The organism is Limnohabitans planktonicus II-D5, assembly GCF_001270065.2.
GTDB lineage: Bacteria > Pseudomonadota > Gammaproteobacteria > Burkholderiales > Burkholderiaceae_C > Limnohabitans_A > Limnohabitans_A planktonicus.
Genome location: NZ_LFYT02000030.1, coordinates 32604 through 52516, shown reverse-complemented (window position 1 = coordinate 52516; position 19913 = coordinate 32604). Strand labels below are relative to the sequence as shown.

Annotated in this window: 30 protein-coding genes; 20 read left to right on the top strand and 10 right to left on the bottom strand. The window is 57.5% G+C overall.

The genetic code is table 11. The features are described from left to right. From H663_RS37795 to H663_RS37735, 13 genes are all read left to right on the top strand, one after another. Nucleotides 1-751: elongation factor Tu (locus tag H663_RS37795; RefSeq protein WP_116695926.1), on the top strand; the 751-nt coding region annotated here is incomplete at its 5' end. A 75-nt stretch (nt 752-826) separates the two neighbouring features. Beyond that, nucleotides 827-1141 carry a 30S ribosomal protein S10 gene (gene rpsJ / locus H663_RS37790; RefSeq protein ID WP_019426908.1) on the top strand — a complete coding sequence of 105 codons (315 nt, stop codon included), beginning with the start codon at nt 827-829 and terminating at the stop codon, nt 1139-1141. 182 nt (nt 1142-1323) lie between these two features. After that, nucleotides 1324-1989 (top strand): 50S ribosomal protein L3, encoded by a 666-nt coding sequence (rplC, locus tag H663_RS37785; RefSeq protein ID WP_053172823.1) that lies wholly within the window; start codon nt 1324-1326, stop codon nt 1987-1989. Next, nucleotides 1989-2609, top strand: coding sequence for a 50S ribosomal protein L4 (gene rplD / locus H663_RS37780; protein WP_053172821.1), 621 nt, complete (start codon nt 1989-1991; stop codon nt 2607-2609). Before rplC ends, rplD begins: the two co-directional genes overlap by 1 nt. Then, on the top strand, nt 2606-2920 hold the full coding sequence (gene rplW / locus H663_RS37775) for a 50S ribosomal protein L23 (protein ID WP_053172819.1): 315 nt from the start codon (nt 2606-2608) through the stop codon (nt 2918-2920). Before rplD ends, rplW begins: the two co-directional genes overlap by 4 nt. A 2-nt stretch (nt 2921-2922) precedes the next feature. Continuing rightward, nucleotides 2923-3747 (top strand): 50S ribosomal protein L2, encoded by an 825-nt coding sequence (gene rplB, locus H663_RS37770; RefSeq protein ID WP_019426904.1) that lies wholly within the window; start codon nt 2923-2925, stop codon nt 3745-3747. Between the two features lie 10 nt (nt 3748-3757). After that, complete coding sequence (gene rpsS / locus H663_RS37765; protein WP_007847809.1) at nt 3758-4036, top strand: 30S ribosomal protein S19; 279 nt, start codon at nt 3758-3760, stop codon at nt 4034-4036. 9 nt (nt 4037-4045) lie between these two features. Then, complete coding sequence (gene rplV, locus H663_RS37760; protein WP_019426902.1) at nt 4046-4375, top strand: 50S ribosomal protein L22; 330 nt, start codon at nt 4046-4048, stop codon at nt 4373-4375. A gap of 12 nt (nt 4376-4387) precedes the next feature. Next, nucleotides 4388-5266, top strand: coding sequence for a 30S ribosomal protein S3 (gene rpsC, locus H663_RS37755; RefSeq protein ID WP_053172817.1), 879 nt, complete (start codon nt 4388-4390; stop codon nt 5264-5266). An 11-nt stretch (nt 5267-5277) separates the two neighbouring features. Then, nucleotides 5278-5694, top strand: a complete 417-nt coding sequence (rplP, locus tag H663_RS37750) for a 50S ribosomal protein L16 (protein WP_053172815.1) — start codon at nt 5278-5280, stop codon at nt 5692-5694. Nucleotides 5695-5711: 17 nt separating this feature from the next. After that, nucleotides 5712-5906 (top strand): 50S ribosomal protein L29, encoded by a 195-nt coding sequence (gene rpmC / locus H663_RS37745; protein ID WP_053172813.1) that lies wholly within the window; start codon nt 5712-5714, stop codon nt 5904-5906. A 9-nt stretch (nt 5907-5915) separates the two neighbouring features. Next, nucleotides 5916-6185 carry a 30S ribosomal protein S17 gene (gene rpsQ / locus H663_RS37740; protein WP_053172811.1) on the top strand — a complete coding sequence of 90 codons (270 nt, stop codon included), beginning with the start codon at nt 5916-5918 and terminating at the stop codon, nt 6183-6185. Nucleotides 6186-6286: 101 nt separating this feature from the next. Then, nucleotides 6287-6793 carry a peroxiredoxin gene (locus H663_RS37735; RefSeq protein ID WP_053173589.1) on the top strand — a complete coding sequence of 169 codons (507 nt, stop codon included), beginning with the start codon at nt 6287-6289 and terminating at the stop codon, nt 6791-6793. Between the two features lie 61 nt (nt 6794-6854). Here the strand turns inward: H663_RS37735 and H663_RS37730 are convergent, their stop codons facing one another. Together H663_RS37730 and H663_RS37725 are read right to left on the bottom strand one after the other, a co-directional pair. Then, on the bottom strand, nt 6855-7340 hold the full coding sequence (locus tag H663_RS37730) for a GNAT family N-acetyltransferase (RefSeq protein ID WP_053172810.1): 486 nt from the start codon (nt 7338-7340) through the stop codon (nt 6855-6857). Between the two features lie 60 nt (nt 7341-7400). Next, nucleotides 7401-8063, bottom strand: coding sequence for a cytochrome b/b6 domain-containing protein (locus tag H663_RS37725; RefSeq protein ID WP_053172808.1), 663 nt, complete (start codon nt 8061-8063; stop codon nt 7401-7403). Between the two features lie 99 nt (nt 8064-8162). Between H663_RS37725 and H663_RS37720 the strand changes: the two genes are divergently transcribed. Then, a complete protein-coding gene (locus tag H663_RS37720) occupies nt 8163-8615 on the top strand; it encodes a c-type cytochrome (RefSeq protein ID WP_053172806.1) in 453 nt (150 codons plus the stop codon). 42 nt (nt 8616-8657) lie between these two features. Here H663_RS37720 and H663_RS37715 read toward each other — a convergent pair whose 3' ends face one another. The 3 genes from H663_RS37715 to H663_RS37705 form a co-directional block, all read right to left on the bottom strand. Beyond that, a complete protein-coding gene (locus H663_RS37715) occupies nt 8658-9185 on the bottom strand; it encodes a TlpA family protein disulfide reductase (RefSeq protein ID WP_083451224.1) in 528 nt (175 codons plus the stop codon). Between the two features lie 261 nt (nt 9186-9446). Next, entirely contained in the window at nt 9447-10175 is a 729-nt protein-coding gene (locus H663_RS37710) for an alpha/beta fold hydrolase (RefSeq protein ID WP_053172804.1), read from the bottom strand. After that, complete coding sequence (locus H663_RS37705) at nt 10175-11419, bottom strand: CaiB/BaiF CoA transferase family protein (protein ID WP_053172802.1); 1245 nt, start codon at nt 11417-11419, stop codon at nt 10175-10177. The genes H663_RS37710 and H663_RS37705 overlap by 1 nt, the downstream gene beginning before the upstream one ends. A gap of 53 nt (nt 11420-11472) precedes the next feature. On the opposite strand from H663_RS37705, the gene H663_RS37700 reads away from it, so the two are divergent. Genes H663_RS37700 through ptsP form a run of 5 tightly spaced genes read left to right on the top strand, consistent with a single transcriptional unit; the run spans nt 11473 to nt 15786 of the window. Continuing rightward, nucleotides 11473-12021, top strand: coding sequence for a hypothetical protein (locus tag H663_RS37700; RefSeq protein ID WP_053172800.1), 549 nt, complete (start codon nt 11473-11475; stop codon nt 12019-12021). Next, nucleotides 12018-13295 (top strand): MFS transporter, encoded by a 1278-nt coding sequence (locus tag H663_RS37695; RefSeq protein ID WP_053172799.1) that lies wholly within the window; start codon nt 12018-12020, stop codon nt 13293-13295. Before H663_RS37700 ends, H663_RS37695 begins: the two co-directional genes overlap by 4 nt. A gap of 11 nt (nt 13296-13306) precedes the next feature. Beyond that, nucleotides 13307-13750, top strand: coding sequence for a PTS sugar transporter subunit IIA (locus tag H663_RS37690; RefSeq protein ID WP_053172797.1), 444 nt, complete (start codon nt 13307-13309; stop codon nt 13748-13750). Beyond that, complete coding sequence (locus H663_RS37685) at nt 13719-13988, top strand: HPr family phosphocarrier protein (protein WP_053172795.1); 270 nt, start codon at nt 13719-13721, stop codon at nt 13986-13988. Before H663_RS37690 ends, H663_RS37685 begins: the two co-directional genes overlap by 32 nt. A 40-nt stretch (nt 13989-14028) precedes the next feature. Further along, on the top strand, nt 14029-15786 hold the full coding sequence (gene ptsP / locus H663_RS37680) for a phosphoenolpyruvate--protein phosphotransferase (RefSeq protein ID WP_053172793.1): 1758 nt from the start codon (nt 14029-14031) through the stop codon (nt 15784-15786). 3 nt (nt 15787-15789) lie between these two features. Here the strand turns inward: ptsP and yghU are convergent, their stop codons facing one another. Genes yghU through H663_RS37655 form a run of 5 tightly spaced genes read right to left on the bottom strand, consistent with a single transcriptional unit; the run spans nt 15790 to nt 19193 of the window. Continuing rightward, nucleotides 15790-16662, bottom strand: a complete 873-nt coding sequence (gene yghU / locus H663_RS37675) for a glutathione-dependent disulfide-bond oxidoreductase (protein ID WP_053172791.1) — start codon at nt 16660-16662, stop codon at nt 15790-15792. A 32-nt stretch (nt 16663-16694) separates the two neighbouring features. After that, a complete protein-coding gene (gene lipA / locus H663_RS37670) occupies nt 16695-17708 on the bottom strand; it encodes a lipoyl synthase (protein ID WP_053172789.1) in 1014 nt (337 codons plus the stop codon). A 47-nt stretch (nt 17709-17755) separates the two neighbouring features. Then, nucleotides 17756-18418: a lipoyl(octanoyl) transferase LipB gene (lipB, locus tag H663_RS37665; protein WP_053172788.1), complete on the bottom strand. Its 663-nt coding sequence runs from the start codon at nt 18416-18418 to the stop codon at nt 17756-17758. Nucleotides 18419-18420: 2 nt separating this feature from the next. Then, a complete protein-coding gene (locus H663_RS37660; RefSeq protein WP_053172786.1) occupies nt 18421-18720 on the bottom strand; it encodes a DUF493 family protein in 300 nt (99 codons plus the stop codon). A gap of 26 nt (nt 18721-18746) precedes the next feature. Beyond that, entirely contained in the window at nt 18747-19193 is a 447-nt protein-coding gene (locus tag H663_RS37655; RefSeq protein ID WP_053172783.1) for a CopD family protein, read from the bottom strand. Nucleotides 19194-19384: 191 nt separating this feature from the next. Here H663_RS37655 and H663_RS37650 point away from each other — a divergent pair, with 191 nt between their 5' ends. Beyond that, nucleotides 19385-19903, top strand: a complete 519-nt coding sequence (locus H663_RS37650; RefSeq protein WP_083451177.1) for an ATP synthase subunit I — start codon at nt 19385-19387, stop codon at nt 19901-19903. The last annotated feature ends 10 nt before the right edge of the window (nt 19904-19913 follow it).

Here is a 19913-nt window from a genome sequence, read left to right as displayed (position 1 = left end):
CGAGTTGGTCGAGATGGAAGTGCGTGAGTTGTTGTCCAAGTACGACTTCCCAGGCGACGACACACCGATCATCCAAGGCTCAGCCAAGATGGCCCTGGAAGGCGACAAAGGTCCTTTGGGCGAAGAAGCCATCATGAAGCTGGCTGACGCTTTGGACACTTACATCCCTACACCTGAGCGTGCAGTGGACGGCGCATTCCTGATGCCCGTGGAAGACGTGTTCTCCATCTCCGGTCGCGGCACTGTGGTGACCGGCCGTATCGAGCGCGGTATCGTCAAAGTCGGCGAAGAAATCGAAATCGTCGGTATCAAAGACACGGTCAAGACCACTTGCACAGGCGTTGAGATGTTCCGCAAGCTGCTGGACCAAGGTCAAGCGGGTGACAACGTCGGTATCTTGTTGCGTGGCACCAAGCGTGAAGACGTCGAGCGCGGCCAAGTGCTGTGCAAGCCAGGTTCTATCAAGCCCCACACCCACTTCACGGGCGAGATCTATGTCTTGTCCAAAGACGAAGGTGGTCGTCACACGCCTTTCTTCAACAACTACCGTCCCCAGTTCTACTTCCGTACGACTGACGTGACCGGCGCTATCGAATTGCCAGAAGGCAAAGAGATGGTGATGCCTGGTGACAACGTGTCGATCACTGTGAAGTTGATCAACCCCATCGCCATGGAAGAAGGTCTGCGTTTCGCTATCCGCGAAGGCGGCCGCACGGTTGGCGCTGGCGTGGTTGCCAAGATCATCGCTTAATTCTTTTGTGGCGCCGCAGTGCAGTGGCCTGGCCATTGCACTGTAGCAAGCAGAAAATCACCACAAGGAATTGACATGTCATCCAAGCAAAAAATTCGCATCCGCCTGAAGGCGTTTGATTACAAATTGATCGACCAGTCCGCTGCCGAGATCGTTGACACTGCCAAGCGTACCGGCGCGATTGTCAAGGGCCCTGTGCCTTTGCCAACACGCATGAAGCGTTTTGACATCCTGCGCTCGCCGCACGTCAACAAAACCAGCCGCGACCAGTTGGAAATCCGTACGCACCAGCGTTTGATGGACATCGTGGACCCCACTGACAAAACAGTGGACGCCTTGATGAAACTCGATCTGCCCGCAGGCGTGGACGTCGAAATCAAGCTGCAGTAATGCGGTTTAGGGTGGCTGAAAAGCCATTCAACAACTTGAAAAATAGCCCGACTTGCCAGAAATGCTGAGTCGGGCTATAATTTCAGGCTCACCTCTTTTGGGGTGAGATTTATTAACAGTCTTTCACACACCAAACGTGGTCGCCAATTGAAGTGGCTGCGGTGAAAGTTTTGGAGAAAACAATGAGTCTGAGCAACTCCCTCGGGTTGCTGGGTCGCAAGGTGGGCATGATGCGTCTGTTCACTGATGATGGGGATGCAGTTCCTGTCACAGTGGTGGATGTGTCTAACAACCGCGTATCCCAGGTCAAAACCCAAGAGAACGATGGCTATGTCGCTTTGCAAGTGACATTTGGTGCCCGCAGGGCATCACGCGTGACCAAGCCTATCGCAGGTCACCTGGCCAAAGCCGGTGTTGAAGCCGGTGAAATCATTCAAGAATTCCGCGTGACCGCTGACACGGCCGCCCAGTACGCCGCAGGCGCGACTGTGCCTGTGGCTGCCGTGTTTGCTGTGGGCCAGAAAGTGGACGTGCAAGGCACTTCCATCGGTAAAGGCTTCACCGGCACCATCAAGCGTCACAACTTCAAATCGCAGCGCGCATCGCACGGTAACAGCCGTTCGCACAACGTGCCTGGTTCGATTTCGATGGCGCAAGATCCTGGCCGCGTGTTCCCTGGCAAAAAAATGTCGGGTCACCTTGGCGATGTCACTTGCACTACCCAGAATCTGGCCGTGGTCCGCGTTGACGAAGCCCGTGGTCTTTTGATGATCAAAGGTGCTATCCCCGGTTCCAAAGGTGGTTTTGTGACCGTGCGTCCCGCCGTAAAAGTTAAAGGAGCGAACTGATGCAGCTCGAACTCCTGAACGACCAAGGTCAAGCCGCTTCCAAAGTGGATGCGCCTGAAACCGTGTTCGGTCGTGAATACAACGAAGCCCTGATTCACCAGATCGTGGTGGCTTATCAGGCAAACGCCCGTCAAGGCACTCGCGCCCAAAAGGACCGTGAACAAGTTCACCATTCCACCAAGAAGCCTTTCAAACAAAAAGGTACGGGTCGCGCACGTGCAGGTATGACTTCCTCGCCTCTGTGGCGTGGCGGTGGTCGGATTTTCCCGAACATGCCCGACGAAAACTTCACTCAGAAGATCAACAAGAAGATGTACCGCGCCGGTATGGCTTCGATCTTCTCGCAGTTGGCCCGCGAAGGCCGTCTGGCTGTGGTGGATTCCTTCAAAGTCGAGACCCCCAAGACGAAAGCACTGGCTGCCAAGTTCAAGGCCATGAGCCTGGACAACGTGCTGGTGATCGCTGACGAAGTCGACGAAAACCTGTACTTGGCATCGCGCAACCTGATCAACATCCTGATTGTTGAGCCTCGTTACGCCGATCCCGTGTCTTTGGTGAACTTCAAGAAAGTCCTCGTGACCAAAGGTGCCATGGACAAACTCAAGGAGATGTTCGCATGAGCGCCGTGAAGTTTGACGAAGGTCGTCTGATGTCCGTGCTGGTCGCTCCCATCGTGTCCGAAAAGGCCACCATGGTTGCTGAAAAATCCAATGCTGTGACATTCAAAGTGCTGCAGGACGCTACCAAGCCTGAAATCAAAGCCGCTGTGGAATTGATGTTCAAGGTCGAGGTTAAAGGCGTGTCTGTGGTGAATACCAAAGGCAAGACCAAGCGTTTTGGCAAGACCATTGGCCGTCGCGACAACGTTCGCAAGGCTTATGTCACGCTGCAACCAGGTCAAGAGCTGAACCTGTCTGGGGAGGCTGCGTAATCATGGCTGTCATCAAGATCAAACCGACATCCCCAGGCCGTCGTGGCGTGGTGAAGGTCACCCGTGACCACCTGCACAAAGGTGAGGGCTATGCGCCGTTGCTGGAACCCCAGCACCAGAAGTCGGGCCGTAACAACAACGGTCACATCACCACACGCCACAAAGGCGGTGGTCACAAGCACCACTACCGCGTGGTGGACTTCAAGCGCAACAAAGATGCGATTCCGGCCAAAGTCGAACGCATCGAGTACGACCCTAACCGTACAGCGCACATTGCTTTGCTGTGCTACGCCGATGGCGAGCGCCGTTACATCATTGCCCCCCGTGGCATTGAAGCCGGTGCAACGCTGATGTCGGGTGCAGAAGCTCCCATCCGCGCTGGCAACACTTTGCCTATCCGCAACATTCCTGTGGGTTCGACCATCCACTGCATCGAGCTCAAGCCCGGTGCTGGTGCACAGATCGCTCGCTCGGCAGGTGCTTCGGCCACTTTGCTGGCTCGCGAAGGCATCTACGCTCAAGTGCGTATGCGCTCCGGTGAAGTTCGCAAGATCCACATCGAGTGCCGTGCAACCATCGGTGAAGTCGCCAACGAAGAGCACAGCCTGCGCCAATTGGGCAAGGCCGGTGTCAAGCGTTGGATGGGTATCCGTCCAACCGTTCGTGGCGTGGCCATGAACCCGGTGGATCACCCGCACGGTGGTGGCGAAGGCCGTACCGGCGAAGGCCGTCATGCAGTAGACCCGTGGGGCAACCTCACCAAGGGCTACCGTACCCGTAACAACAAGCGCACACAGGTCATGATCGTGTCGCGTCGCAAGAAGTAAGGGTTAGACAATGACACGCTCTCTCAAAAAGGGTCCATTCGTTGACCACCATTTGTTGGCCAAGGTTGAAAAAGCCGTTGCCACCAAAGACAAAAAGCCCGTCAAGACATGGTCGCGTCGCTCCATGGTTTTGCCCGATTTCATCGGTCTGACCATCGCCGTTCACAACGGCAAGCAACACGTTCCTGTGTATGTGACTGACCAAATGGTTGGCCACAAATTGGGCGAATTCGCACTGACCCGGACATTCAAGGGTCACCCTGCGGACAAAAAAGTCCAGAAGAAATAAGGAAAGACCATGGAAACACGTGCAGTCCTCCGGGGCGTCCGTTTGTCGGTCGATAAAGGCCGCCTGGTCGCCGATTTGATTCGCGGTAAAAAAGTGGATCAAGCTCTGAACATCCTGACATTCACGCAGAAAAAAGCTGCGGGCATCGTCAAGAAAGTTCTCGAGTCCGCCATCGCCAACGCTGAACACAACGACGGTGCTGACATCGACGAGTTGAAGGTGAAAACCATCTACGTCGAGCAAGGCACAACGCTCAAGCGTTTCACTGCCCGCGCCAAAGGCCGTGGCAACCGCATCAGCAAGCCCACATGCCATGTGTATGTGACGGTCGGCAATTAATCAGGAAGAACTATGGGACAGAAAATCCATCCTACCGGTTTCCGCCTGGCTGTCAGCCGTAACTGGGCAAGCCGCTGGTACGCGAGCAACAAAGACTTCGCCGGCATGCTGGCCGAAGACATCAAGGTGCGTGAGTACCTCAAGGCAAAGCTCAAAAATGCTGCGGTTTCCCGCGTGCTCATCGAGCGTCCCGCCAAGAGCGCCCGCATCACCATCTTCTCGGCTCGTCCAGGTGTGGTGATCGGTAAAAAAGGCGAAGACATCGAGTTGCTCAAGAAAGAACTCGCTGTTCGTCTGGGTGTGCCTGTGGCAGTCAACATCGAAGAAGTGCGCAAGCCTGAAATCGATGCTCAACTGATCGCTGACAGCATCACCCAGCAGCTCGAAAAGCGGATCATGTTCCGTCGCGCCATGAAGCGTGCCATGCAAAACGCCATGCGTCTGGGTGCCCAAGGCATCAAGATCATGTCGGCTGGCCGTTTGAACGGTATCGAAATTGCGCGTACCGAGTGGTATCGCGAAGGCCGTGTGCCATTGCACACCCTGCGCGCTGACATCGACTACGCCACTTCTGAAGCCAAGACCACCTACGGCATCATTGGTGTCAAGGTCTGGGTCTACAAAGGTGACACACTGGGCCGCAACGATGCGCCTGCACTGGCTGAGCCACGTGCAGAAGAAGAGCGCCGCCCACGTGGTCCACGTCGTGATGCACGTCCTGGCGACCGCCCAACGGGCGATCGTCGTGGTGGCCCACGTCGCCCCGCTGGCACCAACACAGCCCCCACTGACGGTAGCGACAAGCCCGCCGGTGCAGGTAGTGATGCCAAACCCGCCGTTAAGCGCGTACGCACAGTCGCCGCGCCAGCTGCAGCAGCTGACGGTCAATAAGGAGTAATTACATGCTGCAACCTGCTCGCAGAAAGTTCCGCAAGGAACAGAAAGGCCGCAACACCGGCGTCGCTACCCGTGGCAACACGGTGGCGTTCGGTGACTTCGGTCTGAAGTCCACAGATCGTGGCCGTTTGACGGCCCGCCAGATCGAATCCGCACGTCGTGCGATTTCCCGTCACGTCAAGCGTGGCGGTCGTATCTGGATTCGTGTGTTCCCTGACAAGCCGATTTCCACCAAGCCTGCTGAAGTGCGTATGGGTAACGGTAAAGGTAACCCCGAATACTACGTGGCCGAGATCCAACCCGGTAAGGTGCTCTACGAAATCGTAGGCGTGCCAGAAGAGTTGGCCCGCGAAGCCTTCAAATTGGCAGCTGCCAAGTTGCCCCTGCGCACCACTTTTGTGGCTCGCATGATTGGCCAATAATTCAGGAGAAACAAGAAATGAACGCTGCTGAATTGCGCCAAAAAGACGTTGCTGGTGTGAAAGACGAAATCAAAGCGCTGCAAAAAGCCCACTTTGGCCTTCGTATGCAAAAAGCCACGCAACAACTCGGCAACACCGGTACGCTGAGCCAGACTCGCCGTGCCATCGCCCGTGCCAAAACCATCCTTGCCCAAAAGCAAGCCGCCAAGTAAGGAGTGACCATGACGGAAGCTAAAACATCCCTCAAGCGCACCTTGATTGGCAAGGTGGTCAGCGACAAGCGCGCCAAAACCGTGACCGTGCTGGTTGAGCGTCGTGTGAAACACGCCCTCTACGGCAAGATCGTGGCCAAGTCGAGCAAGTACCACGCGCACGACGAAACAGGTCAATACCACCTGGGCGACACCATCGAAATCACGGAAAGCCGCCCGATTTCGAAGACCAAAAACTGGGTGGCCAGCCGCCTGGTGCAGAAAGCCGAAGCGGTCTGAGTCAAAAACCGGACTTCTGCAAACTTTCTGAAAACGACCCACAATAGTGGGTCGTTTTTTTTTCCTGGCAATACTGCCATTTCTCAAATATGGAGCAACACATGATCAAAGTCGGAGACACGCTACCTGCAGCCACACTGATGGAATATGTCGAGGTGGAAGGCAACGGTTGCAGCATTGGCCCCAATCCCGTGGATGTGGCCCAAGCCACGGCTGGCAAGACCGTCGCCTTGTTTGCATTGCCTGGAGCTTTCACGCCCACTTGTTCAGCCAAACATGTACCCGGTTATGTTGAAAACCACGACGCTCTGAAAGCAGCTGGCGTTGATGAAATCTGGTGTGTGAGTGTGAATGATGCTTTCGTCATGGGTGCCTGGGCACGTGAGCAGAAAACTGGCACAAAGGTGCGCATGTTGGGCGACGGCAGCGGTGATTTCAGCAAGGCCACAGGTTTGACACTGGACCTGACATCACGCGGCATGGGCGTGCGCAGCAACCGCTACTCCATGTTGGTGAAAGATGGCAAAGTTGCCACTTTGAACGTTGAAGGCCCGGGCAAATTTGAAGTCAGCGATGCCGCGACGCTGTTGGCTCAAGCTCAAGGCTGAAGCCCTCGAGCCAATCAGAAAAAGGGACCTTCGGTCCCTTTTTTGTTGCCACTTGGACGGCTCACGCGATGTCGACTTTGAGGTAGTGGGCACCAGCGACGGGGTTGTGATAGTAAGGAGGAATCTCCACAAAGCCCAGATCTTCATAAAGGGCTCGGGCTGATTCCATGTCATCAAGCGTATCGAGCAGAACGCAGCTGTAACCCGATTGGCGGGCAGCGTCGAGAATCCCTTCCGTCAGTTGACGGCCCAAACCCAAACCCCTGAAAGCTGGACGCACATAGAGGCGTTTCATTTCAGCGGCATTGGAATAGTCAGAATTGTCCAGGGGGCGCAGGGCACAGCACCCGGCCAAAGCGCCATCAACCCAAGCCAACAAGAGTGCACCGCGGGGTTCTTCGTATGGACCCGGTAGAGTTTGCAGCTCGTTTTCGAAACCTTGGAAACACAAATCAACTTTCAGGCTGTCTGCATACTCCTGAAATATGGCGCGGGTCGCATTCAGGTCAGCGGAGCTGTCCGGTGGCAGCAATTGAACGATCTGCATGAGTGAGTTGGACAAAAAAACAATCTACAGTGTAGCCGCAGGCGAATGGCCGCAAAGGGCTCAGCCCCCTAGGGAAACAATCCAGAAAACAGCCATGGCCGAAACGAGGAGCAGCACCAAGGCCCAGGCACGTGACTGGCCATGATCGGTCGATGGGGCAACCGAATCAGGCATTGGCTTGTCCCCATGCCACATGGCCTGAACCAGCGATTGGTTTTTTTTCCAGCGGTACCAGATCAGGGCCAGACCATGAATGCAGATCAAAAGGATCAAGGTGCTCTTGCCCCATCCTTTGTGCCAACTGGTGGCCAAAGAGACCCAATGGCTGGAAACCAATGACGATAAAGGTCCCATGTTGGCGATTTCATCGTCGCTGATGAGTCCGGTGCCCACTTGCACGCACAAAAAGAGCAGAAAAGCCACGACTGACCATGATCCCAAAGGGTTGTGACCCGCAAAGTGCGTGAACCTGTCGCGTCCTTGAAGGTAAGCCCAAACCCGTGAAGGGTTGAGAGTCAGCTGTGACCAGCGAGACCAGTAACCTCCAACAAACCCCCAAAAAACACGAAACAGCAAAAGTGTCCAAACGCAATAACCCAAGCGGAAATGCCACATCATGGCGTTGCCACCCACATTGCCTGTGATGACCAGGCCGGTCACACAAAGCACCAGGCCCCAGTGGAAAAGACGGGTGGGCAGATCCCAGATGCGAACTCGAACCATAAGGACTTTCATTGATGCGGGTAAAGCCAAGATATGAGAGACTGATTCGCAGTCAAAGCACCACGCTTTGGCCAACATATCTCTCAATTGGAGTTGAACATGAAAATATTGTCGGGTCTTTTTTCTGTGGCCATGGCGATGGCCGTGACCTTACCTGCTCAAGCGCAGTTTGCCAAGCCGGAGGATGCGGTCAAGTATCGCAAAGCAAGTTTTACCGTGATGGCTGCGCATTTTGGCCGATTGGGTGCGATGGCCAATGGTCGCATGCCCTATGACGCTAAGGCTGCTGCCGAAAATGCCGATGTGGCGTTGACCATGTCCAAGTTGCCATGGGCAGCCTTTGGTGAAGGGACGGACAAAGGAGACACACGCGCCAAGCCAGAAATCTGGAAAGAGTCCGCCAAGTACAAAGAGGCGGCAGACAAAATGCAAGCTGAAATGGGGAAATTGAATGTGGCTGCCAAGGCGGGCAATATCGACGCTTTGAAAGTGGCTTTTGGTCCAGCCGCTGCATCGTGCAAAGCTTGTCACGACAATTTCCGCAAAGATTGACCGTAGCCTGCTGAGCGGTGGGCCCTTCTTGGTCTTTGCTGCTCAGGTTTCGTTCAGCAGTTTCTCAATCAGTTTGTGCAGCTGTGCAAAGTCAGGCGTCCCCACAAAGCGCTTGACGATGTCGCCCTGCTTGTTGACGAGAAACGTGGTGGGCGTGAGTTGGATGTCGCCCCATTCGCGAGCGACCGCGCCCGAGTTGTCAATGGCCACACCAAAGGGCAGTTGTCGGGATTGAGCGAAATTGACCACATAACTGGGGGGGTCGTAGCTCATGGCCACAGCCAAGGTGACATAGCCGCGGTCTTTGAACTTGTTGTAGGTGGCCACCAGTTCGGGCATCTCGGCCACACAAGTTGTGCAGCTGGTGGCCCAGAAGTTCACCAAAGCGACTTTCCCTTGCAATTGCTTGGAGGTGACTTTGGAGCCATCGAGCAAAACAAAAGTGGATTCAGGCGCGCGGTCACCCGAGCAGCCCCAAAGGGCTAAAGAAAGCCCCAGCACCCCACTCCAGAACAACAAACGGCGAGCCACATGTCGGATGTTCCAGGGCAAAGTAAGCAGCGTTTTCATGGTCCAAAGTTTAATCCGTTTGCCATGTCCGCTGGTTTGGGGGGCATTGGGGCTGTCCATTTCAGTTGTGCATCGGGCTGGGGAATGTGTCAACTTTCAACAAGTCGATGCAAAAGACAGATCAGTCTGTAGGGCATGAGCAAAATAGAAAACTCGCTGAAGCCGGGGCAAGCTGGAGGGTTAGCAATGCGCAAAATATTCTGTGCAAAAGGTAGGAGCAACCCTGGAGTCCTTCAGGGTCAAGGGCAGCAGGAGTGGACTTCAAGCCAGACTCAGCAAAAGCGCCAAAAGGCCTTGTGGGTCACTGACCATGGGGTCGTGACCCGTGTGCATCTCCAGCACTTGAGAGCCGAGTAACCAGGCACCGTCCCAGAATTTTGGGTCGACCATGCGCAAGCGACTGACGTCGATCGTGCCCAAAGGTGGATGGGTACAGTTGATGAACGTGCGGGGCACGCTGGCGACGCGTTTCGGATCAAAGTCAAGCACTTGGGTATAAGGTCCGCCCGGATGCGGCGTTTGCCGCCTTTGAACCCAGGCATGGTCGGCATCACCCAAGCCAAAGACAGCAGGGTCAGGTGCAGGAAACGCGTGCAGGGGATGGGCTTGCGCAGCAGCCATGCGCGCTTGGCGGGTGCCGCTGGCATGGGTGCTGCTCCAGCTCTCTCCGGGTTTGGGCAACACCGCATCCAGATACACCAGATGCCGAAGGCGTTCGGGCCTGCGGTCGGCTACGGCCGTGCCCAGCATGCCGGCATACGAGTGCACCACCAGCACCACCTCATCCAATTCTTCGGCGTCCATGGCAGCCGTCACGTCTTGGATGTGGGTGTCCAGATCAATGCCGGGGTGCAGCAGGTGGGCGCGCTCTCCCACCCCTGTCAGGGTCACTGCGTGGGCGCGGTGACCCGCAAGAACCAGACCGGGCAACACACGCTGCCAGCACCAGGCACCGTGCCAAGCCCCGTGAACCAGCAAAAAATTGGCCATCAAATCACCCCTTTGCCGCGAAGTGGCCCCAGTTTTTCTGCGTTCCAGCCCAGCACTTCGGACAAAACTTCGGCGGTGTGCTGGCCCAGCATGGGGGGAGGCAAGTCATGGCGTACAGGGGTGCGGCTCAGCTTCATGGGGCTGGCCACCAGTTTCAGGTCGGGTTTGACGGGGTGCTGCCAATCCTGGACCATGCCTCGGGCCTGGATTTGCGGGTCGACAAAGACCTCGCTCAGGGTGTTGATGGCTCCGCAAGGCACCTTGGCAGCTTCGAGGGCCGACAACCAATCGGCTTTGGAGCGGGTTTTCAAAATATCTTCCAGCAAGGGCACCAGCGTGTCGCGGTGGCGAACCCGGTCGGCGTTCAGGGCGAAGCGCGCGTCATGCAACAGTTCGGGGCAGCCCGCCACGGTGCAAAACTTGGCAAACTGCCCGTCGTTACCCACCGCCAAAATCAGGTGGTCGCGGCTGCCGGGTGACGACCCAGCGGGCGGCGCAGTTTCAAACACCTGGTAAGGCACAATATTTTGGTGAGCGTTGCCAGCGCGGCCTGGTACTTTGCCACTGACCAAGTAGTTGGAGCCCAAATTGGCCAGCATGGCGACTTGGGTGTCGAGCAATGCCATGTCCACCTGCTGGCCTTCGCCCGTGCGTTCGACATGGCGCAGGGCCGCCAAAATGGCCACTGTGGCGTACATGCCGGTGAACAGGTCGGCCACGGCCACGCCCACTTTTTGCGGGCCACCACCCAAGTCGTCCCGTTCGCCGGTCACACTCATGAGGCCGCCTATGCCTTGAACCGCATAGTCGTAGCCCGCCCGCTCGCGGTAAGGGCCGGTCTGGCCAAAGCCGGTCACGCTGCAGTAAACCAGCTTGGGGTTCAGGGCGCTCAGGCTGGCGTAATCCAGGCCGTAACGGGCCATGTCGCCGACCTTGAAGTTCTCCACAAACACATCGCAGTGCTGAACCAGTTCGCGGATCAGGGCTTGGCCTTCGGGCTGGGCGATGTCGCAGGTCACCGATCGTTTGTTGCGGTTAGCACCCAAATAGTAGGCGGCCTCGGCAGTGTCCTGGCCTTGGGCATCTTTCAAAAAGGGTGGCCCCCAGGTGCGGGTGTCGTCGCCCGTGCCGGGGCGCTCGATCTTGATGACATCGGCCCCAAGATCGGCCAAGGTCTGGGTACACCAGGGGCCCGCCAGTACGCGGGACAGGTCGAGAACGCGGATGCCGTCGAGTGAATTCATAGGGCACATTGTCGCCAAAACCCCATACGGCCGCTGATCAGGATAATCACCCCATGCGAATCCATTCCTCGGCCCTGATGGCCAGCCTCGTCGGTGCTCTGACTTTGAGCGCTTGCAGTCCCGCCCAGAATTGGCGCGATGTCGCGTTGGAGGGCACCCCCCTGAAAGTCCAATTGCCTTGCAAACCCGACCGCACCACCCGCATCGTGCCTTTGGGCGGGGTGGCTGTGGATTTGCAAGTGGTGGGCTGCGAAAGTGGATCGGCCATGGTGGCGGTGATGACTGCGTCCTTGCCCCCCGGGGCGGATGCCAGTGGGGTGATGGCGGCCTGGCAAAAAGCGACCCTGGACAATGCCCGTGTGGCCCAAGCGCTGACGGCCTCGCAGCAGCAGGTCTGGCACCGTCCCGGCCAGCTACCGCTGGCTGCTTCCTTGCGCATTCAGGCCATTGGCCAGCGGGCCAATGGTGAGCCGGTGAATGTGGACGCGGTGTGGGGCGCTGTAGGCGAAGGCAATCGGGTGCGCTTGGTCCACGCCGTGTTGTACGACGCTCAGCCGACCGCTGAACTGGCCAACACTTTGTTTGACGGAATCAAACCATGAGCGCCACCAACACGACCGCGGCCACCTTGGCGCATCCCGACCATTTGCCGCGCCGCATGGCAGCGGTGGTGTTTCTGGCCTTTGCTTTGGCGTATTTTTTCTCGGCCCTGGTGCGGGCCATCACCGCCACTTTGTCGCCGACCTTGACAAGTGAATTCAATTTGAACGCGCAAGACCTGGGTTTGTTGGCGGGCGGTTATTTTTTGGGCTTCTCGCTCACCCAACTGCCCCTGGGGCGGTGGCTGGACCAACATGGGCCCAAGAAAGTCATCCTTGCTTTTTTGACCTTTGCGGTGTTGGGCTGTCTGGCCTTTGCCTGGGCCGACAGCTTTCACGGCCTGCTGGCTGCACGCGTGCTGTGCGGGATGGGGGTGAGTGCTTGTTTGATGGCCCCACTCATGGGCTATCGGCGCTGGTTTGATGCCAGCACCCAGCTGCGCAACAACTCCTGGATGCTGATGACCGGTTCATTGGGCATGTTGGCGGCCACCTTGCCGGTGCAATGGCTGATGCCGATTTGGGGTTGGCGCGCCCTGTTTGTCATGCTCGGCGTGATGATTGCCATTGCCATGGCGTTGATTGCGCTGGTGGTGCCAGAGTGGCGAAAGCAGTTATCCAGCCTGGTGAACACGGCCCCGCCGCGAGATGACGACGGCAGCTACCGCGAGATCTGGCGCAGCGCATATTTCTGGCGCATGACGCCCATCGGCTTTTTCACCTACGGGGGCATGGTGGCCATCCAGACCCTTTGGGCCGGTCCATGGATGACGCAAGTGGCAGGCTGGACTGCGGGGGAAGCTGCGCAAGGCTTGTTTCTGATCAATTTTTGTATGCTGCTGAGTTTTTGGCTTTGGGGCTTGTTCATGCCGGGCCTGGCGCGTCGTGGGATCACGGTCGAGCGCCTGATCGCCTGGGGCATTCCCTTGAGCTTTGTGGTCATTGGCGTTTTGGTCTGGCTGGGACCCGCCGTGGGCAGCGCAGCTGCAGTGGGTGTCGCCCTGCTGTGCGTGACCAGTACCTTTGTTTCACTGGCCCAGCCAGCCGTGGGCATGGCCTTTCCCTCTCATTTGGCAGGGCGTGCCCTGTCGGCCTACAACCTGGTGGTGTTTGCCGGTATTTTTGTGGTGCAGTGGGGAATTGGCTTGCTGGTGGATGCGGGGCTTGAATTGGGTTTGAGCAAGCCTGCCGCCTATCAGTTCGCTTTGGGCAGCTTTGGCATTTGCTCGGTGTTTTCCTGGTTGTACTTTCTGCTGAAAAAGCCGGTTCAGCACTGATAATCAACACCATGATTGGCATCCTCATCATTGCTCACGCCCCACTGGCCAGCGCCTTGCGCGCTTGTGCCTTGCACGTGTTTCCGGACTGTGCAGCCGGGGTGCTGGCGATCGATGTCTTGCCCGATGATCCGCCAGAAGTCAGTCTGGCCAAGGCACGCAACGCCATGGCCGCCTTGAACTCGCCCGAAGTCTTGCTGCTCAGCGACGTTTTTGGTGCCACACCTTGCAACGTTGCCCAGAAACTCCATGACGGCCTGCACACACGCCTGCTGGCGGGTGCCAATTTGCCCATGTTGTTGCGCAGCGTCTGCTATAGACACGAAGGCCTGGAGGCCTTGGCCACCCGAGCACATGCGGGTGGCACGCAAGGTGTGATGCCCGTGGGCAGCACCGAACCCCATCACCAAAAAGGAAAGAGACATGCCCCAAGCCACCACGACCATCAGCAATAAGCTGGGGTTGCACGCCCGGGCCTCGGCCAAGCTGACCAAGCTGGCGGGCAGCTTCCCGTGTGAAGTCTGGATGAGCAAAGGCGAGCGCCGCATCAATGCCAAAAGCATCATGGGTGTGATGATGCTGGCAGCAGGTCTTGGCAGCGAAGTGGTGCTTGAGACTTCAGGAGAACGCGAGCAAGAGGGGTTAGACGCTTTGCTGGCCCTGATTGGCGACAAGTTTGGCGAGGGCGAGTGACGGTGGTGTTGGCGCAAATACAGTCCATGGAGCGCGTGCAATGACCTTCAGCATTCATGGTCTCGCGGTGGCTAGAGGCATAGCGATTGGCCGCGCCGTGCTGGTGGCTTCAAGCCGCGTCGATGTGGCGCACTACTTCATCAAGCCGGAACAGGTGGCTGCCGAAATCGAGCGTATGCGTTCTGCGCGCGATGTGGTGATTGACGAACTGCAGCGCTTGCAACTCGATATTCCCAAGGATGCGCCACACGAGTTGGCCGCCTTGCTGGATGTGCACCTGATGCTGTTGATGGACGAAGAGCTCAACAGCAGTGTGGTGCACTGGATCAAGGAACGCTTGTACAACGCCGAATGGGCACTGTCCAACCAACTGGAGATCATTGCACGTCAATTTGACGAGATGGACGACCCGTACCTGCGTGAGAGAAAAGCCGATGTGGAGCAGGTCGCCGAGCGCGTGTTGCAAAGCCTCAAGGGTACAGGCTCTCCTGTGGCAAAGATCACTCGACCCGCCCGCCCCACTCGACCCCAGCATGAGTTGCAGCTGGGCGATACGGATGTGCCTTTGGTCCTGATTGCACACGACTTGTCGCCAGCCGACATGTTGCAGTTCAAGCAAAGCGTGTTCACCGGCTTTGTGACCGATGTGGGTGGCAAGACATCCCACACCGCCATCGTGGCACGCAGCCTGGACATTCCTGCGGTGGTGGGTGCCCGCACCGCCAGCCAGTTGGTCAAGCAGGACGATTGGGTCATCATTGATGGCGATGCGGGCGTTGTCATCATTGACCCCTCGCCGATCATATTGGCCGACTACGGTTTCAAACAACGCCAAGGCGATCTGGAGCGTGAGCGGCTGGCCCGCCTGCGCCACACCCCGGCGGTCACGCTGGATGGTCAAAAAATCGAGCTACTGGCGAACATAGAAATGCCGGAAGACACAACGGCTGCCATCAACGCAGGGGCGGTGGGCGTGGGCTTGTTCCGCAGCGAATTTCTGTTCATGGGCCGTCAGGGCAATTTGCCTGATGAAGAGGAACAATACGCCGCCTACCGTCGTGCGGTCGATGGCATGAACGGCTTGCCTGTGACCATCCGTACAGTCGATGTGGGTGCAGATAAGCCCCTTGACGAAGCACGTCACGACGCGGCCCACCTGAACCCGGCGCTTGGATTGCGTGCCATTCGCTGGAGTCTGGCTGACCCTGCGATGTTTTTGACGCAGTTGCGAGCCGTTTTGCGCGCTGCGGCTCACGGCCAAGTCAATTTACTGATTCCCATGTTGGCGCATGGCAGCGAAATTCGCCAAACCATGGCCTTGATTGAGCAGGCCCGCCAGGATCTGGATTGTCGCGGCATCGCCCATGGACCTGTCCGGCTGGGGGCGATGATCGAAATTCCTGCGGCGGCTTTGTCTTTGCGCCTGTTTCTCAAGTATTTCGATTTCTTGTCGATTGGCACCAACGACCTGATCCAGTACACCTTGGCGATTGACCGGGCCGATGAATCTGTCGCGCACCTGTATGACCCATTGCACCCTGCCGTGTTGCGTCTGATCACAGACACCATTGTCGAGTGCAATAGGCAGGGCAAGGGTGTATCGGTATGCGGCGAGATGGCCGGTGATGTGACCATGACCCGTTTGTTGCTGGGCATGGGTTTGCGCAGCTTTTCCATGCACCCATCCCAAATCCTGTCGGTCAAGCAACAGGTGTTGCGCTCGGATACCGGCAAGCTGGCGATGTGGGCTGATCAGGTGCTGGAGTCGGACGATCCTGCAAGCTGCATGACCCATTGATCATCAGGTCTTGCTGATTTTGTCCTGCGTTCGGGTGTCGAAATCGCTGGCATCGTGCCGTTCGTGCAGCTGTGTTTCTGGTGCCCCGATGACACGGTTGACCATGCGCCCGCGTTGCACGGCAGGGCGTTTGGCCAGCTCATCGGCCCAGCGGTTCACATGCTCGTATTCATGGACCTGGAGAAATTCACCAGCCTCGTACATGGTGCCCTTGGCCATGCCGCCATACCAGGGCCAGATGGCAATATCGGCGATCGAGTAATCATCGCCGGCAATGAAGCGGTTCTCGGCCAAACGCCGGTTCAGCACATCCATCTCGCGTTTGACTTCCATTGCGAAACGGTCAATCGCGTACTCGATCTTGACGGGCGCGTAAGCATAAAAATGCCCAAAGCCACCGCCCAGATAAGGCGCGCTGCCCATTTGCCAGAACAGCCATGACAAACATTCGGCTCTTTTTGCCGGGTCGGTGGGCACCAAAGCCCCAAACTTTTCGGCCAAGTACAGCAAGATGGCACCCGACTCAAACACCCGCACCGGCTCAGGGCCACTGCAATCGAGCAGCGCCGGTATTTTGGAATTCGGGTTCACGCCCACGAACCCGCTGCTGAACTGTTGCCCTTCCTGGATGCGGATCAGCCAGGCATCGTACTCGGCACCCATGTGCCCCAGAGCCAGCAACTCTTCGAGCATGACCGTGACCTTGACCCCGTTGGGTGTGCCCAGTGAATACAGCTGCAGCGGGTGTTTGCCGCGAGGCAGTTCCTGCTCGTGAGTAGCTCCTGCGATGGGTCGGTTGATGTTGGCAAATCGCCCCCCGTTGGCTTTGTTCCAGGTCCAGATATTGGGTGGTGTGTAAGGGCTGGAATTGTTCATGGTGGGTTTGAGGCTGGTGGCGGTGGAAGGCTTTATGCGCGGTTGTCGGCCAGAGTCTGGTGGGCAGAATGCGCCTGCTGGTCAGCGTGGTAACTGGAGCGCACCATGGCACCCACGGCTGCATGCGAAAACCCCATTTCATAGGCTTTGGCTTCAAACATCTTGAACGTGTCAGGGTGCACGTAGCGGCGCACCGGCAGGTGGCTGTTGCTGGGGGCGAGGTATTGGCCGATGGTCAGCATCTCGATGTTGTGCGCACGCATGTCGCGCATGACGTCCAGAATTTCTTCGTCGGTCTCGCCCAAGCCGACCATCAGGCCGCTCTTGGTGGGCACATTCGGGAAAAGCGCCTTGAATTTTTTCAGCAGGTTCAGCGAAAACTGGTAGTCCGAGCCGGGGCGTGCCTCCTTGTACAGGCGCGGCACGGTTTCCATGTTGTGGTTCATCACGTCAGGCGGCGCGGCTTTCAGGATCTCTAGGGCGCGGTCGTCACGGCCCCGAAAGTCGGGCACCAGCACTTCAATTTGGGTTTGTGGTGACAACTCGCGAGTCTTGCGGATGCACTCCACAAAGTGCCCGGCACCGCCATCGCGCAGATCGTCGCGGTCCACGCTGGTGATGACCACGTACTGCAGCTTGAGCTGCGCAATGGTCTTGGCCAGGTTGTCCGGCTCGTTCACATCCAGCGGGTCGGGGCGGCCGTGGCCCACGTCGCAAAAAGGGCAGCGCCGTGTGCACTTGTCGCCCATGATCATGAAGGTGGCGGTGCCTTTGCCAAAGCACTCACCGATATTGGGGCAGCTGGCTTCTTCGCACACGGTCACCAGTTTGTTGGCCCGCAACACGTCTTTGATTTCGTAAAAGCGGGTGGTGGGCGAACCTGCTTTTACGCGGATCCAGTCAGGCTTTTTCAGCACTTCGGCTTGTTCCACTTTGACCGGGATACGCGAAAGTTTGGCGGCCGCTTTTTGTTTGGCCAAGGGGTCGTAGTTTTCAACGCTTTGGGCTTCGCGAACCACGTTGCGTTCTGTGAGGATATTGCTCATTCGGGTCTTTCAGTCGCTGCCGCTGCGAGGGTGCGCAGGCAAGGGGTTCATAAACGGGTGGTCAATTGGTGGGCCAGCACCCGGGCAACTTCGTCCCAGGTGGTTTCTACACCGATTGTAAAAAGGTCCACGGTTTTCAGGCCGGCATACCCACAGGGGTTGATGCGCTCAAAGGGTTGAAGGTCCATGGCCACGTTCAGGGCCGCGCCGTGGTAGGTGCAGTGGCGGCTGACTTTGATGCCCAAGGCGCTGATTTTGCCCAGGCCCTGGAACGGGTCGCCCGCCGGGGCCGGGCCGACCAGGGCCGCGTGGCTGAAGGGGTCGTCCAGGCGCACATAAATGCCTGGCGCACCCGCCACCCGGTGGCCCGTCACGCCAAAGTAGGCCAGGGTGCGGATGACCGACTCTTCCAGTTTGAAGACGTATTCCTTGACGTAATACCCGGCGCGTTGCAGGTTGACCAAGGGGTAAGCCATGACTTGGCCGGGACCATGAAAAGTGACTTGTCCGCCCCGGTTGGTCTGGACCACCGAAATGTCGCCGGGCGTCAAGAGGTGCGAGGCTTGGCCCGCCAGCCCTTGGGTGAACACAGGCGGGTGCTCGCAGAGCCAAAGTTCATTGGGGGTGTCGGGGGTGCGCTCGGCGGTAAACGCCTGCATTGCCTCGTAAGTGGGCAGGTAGTCCACACGCCCGAGCAGCCGGATGTCCATGCTCAAAGCACAATTTTGACCATGGGGTGCGAGGTCAGGGCGCGGTAGAGGTCGTCGAGCTGTTCGCGGCTGGTGGCCGTGATGCTGAGCGTCACGCCCAGGTAGTTGCCGCCCTTGCTGGGGCGCAACTCGATGGTGGCGGGGTCAAAGCCAGGGTCAAACTGCAGGGCGACTTGGCACATGGCTTCGGCAAAGCCGTCGACCATGGTGCCCATGACCTTGATGGGAAAGACCGAGGGGTATTCGATCAGGCTGTCTTTGCGCGGGTCGATGCCGCCGGGTGGGGTAATGGAAGCGCTCATGGGAGTATTCTGATTAGACCGCTAGCTTAACGCCAGACCACCACGGCCAGAACCGCCAACCAGCCCAGGACAAAGTTGGTCAGTACGAGTGGATGTATTTTCCCGAGGGCTTGGCCTGCTGAGGGCCAATCAGAAGTTTGCACGGCAGCTTTGAGTCGGCGAAATGGGCCAAACCAAATGTGCGCAAAAATCAGGCACATCACCAGACCCAAACCCGACATCGCGTGCCAGCCCTTGGCCGCGAGCTTCATGTCGGTCATTGACAACATCCAGAAGCCACTGACCAAGAGCAGGGCTATCGAGACCCAGACCATGACAAAAAAGCGGCTCAAGACACTGCTCATCAAGGTCAGGCGCTCGACTGGGGCCATGCTATGAATGGCCACTGGGCGCAACGCCAAAATGACCAAGGCCATGCCTCCTTGCCAAACAATGCCTGCGGCAAGGTGCAAAAATTTAATCCATTCGTACATGCCTCAACCAATCTTCAGATGAAAAAGCAGGGCCCCAACAGGCATTCAGTGCGATTGTCGCTGCTGGCGAGGGCCGCTTCAGGCAAGGGATCGTGGAATATGAATCAAAAAAAATGGGCGCGCACGGGTTTCTACGTATAATCAGAGGCTTTGCAGCAAACGCCGCATGCGTAACACGGGTGTAATTTGAGATGACGAAAATCGCCTCATCCTCACAAGAGCAATTGCGCAACAGCGGGGCAGATGTTGTAAATGAAGGCCTTGAGTCCGAATTCAAGCCCCTGAGTGCCGAACAAGCGCAGGCTTGGCGGCAAAGCAACCCGCAGGCATCGCCTTGGCGTGTCTTGTGGCTGCAAGTTGGCGTTGGCGTGCTGATGGCTTTGCTGACAGTGTGGATCACCGGTGAACTTCATTTGGCCGCTTCAGTGGCTTGGGGTGCGGTTGCGGTGGTGATTCCTGCTGTGGTCTTTGTCAGGGCTTTGAGTCGACAAATGCGACGAACCCAACCGGGCTCAGCCTTGGTGGGTTTGTTTGTCTGGGAGTTGGTCAAGATTATCTTGACCGTGGCGTTGCTTTTGGTGGCGCCCAAAGTGGTTTCTGATCTGAACTGGTTTGCCTTGGTGGCCGGTTTCGTGGTGACGATGAAGGTGTACTGGTTGGCCATGGCGCTGGGCTGGATGCAACGCAAGTCGAAGCCGACTATTTTTTGAACTGATTGGT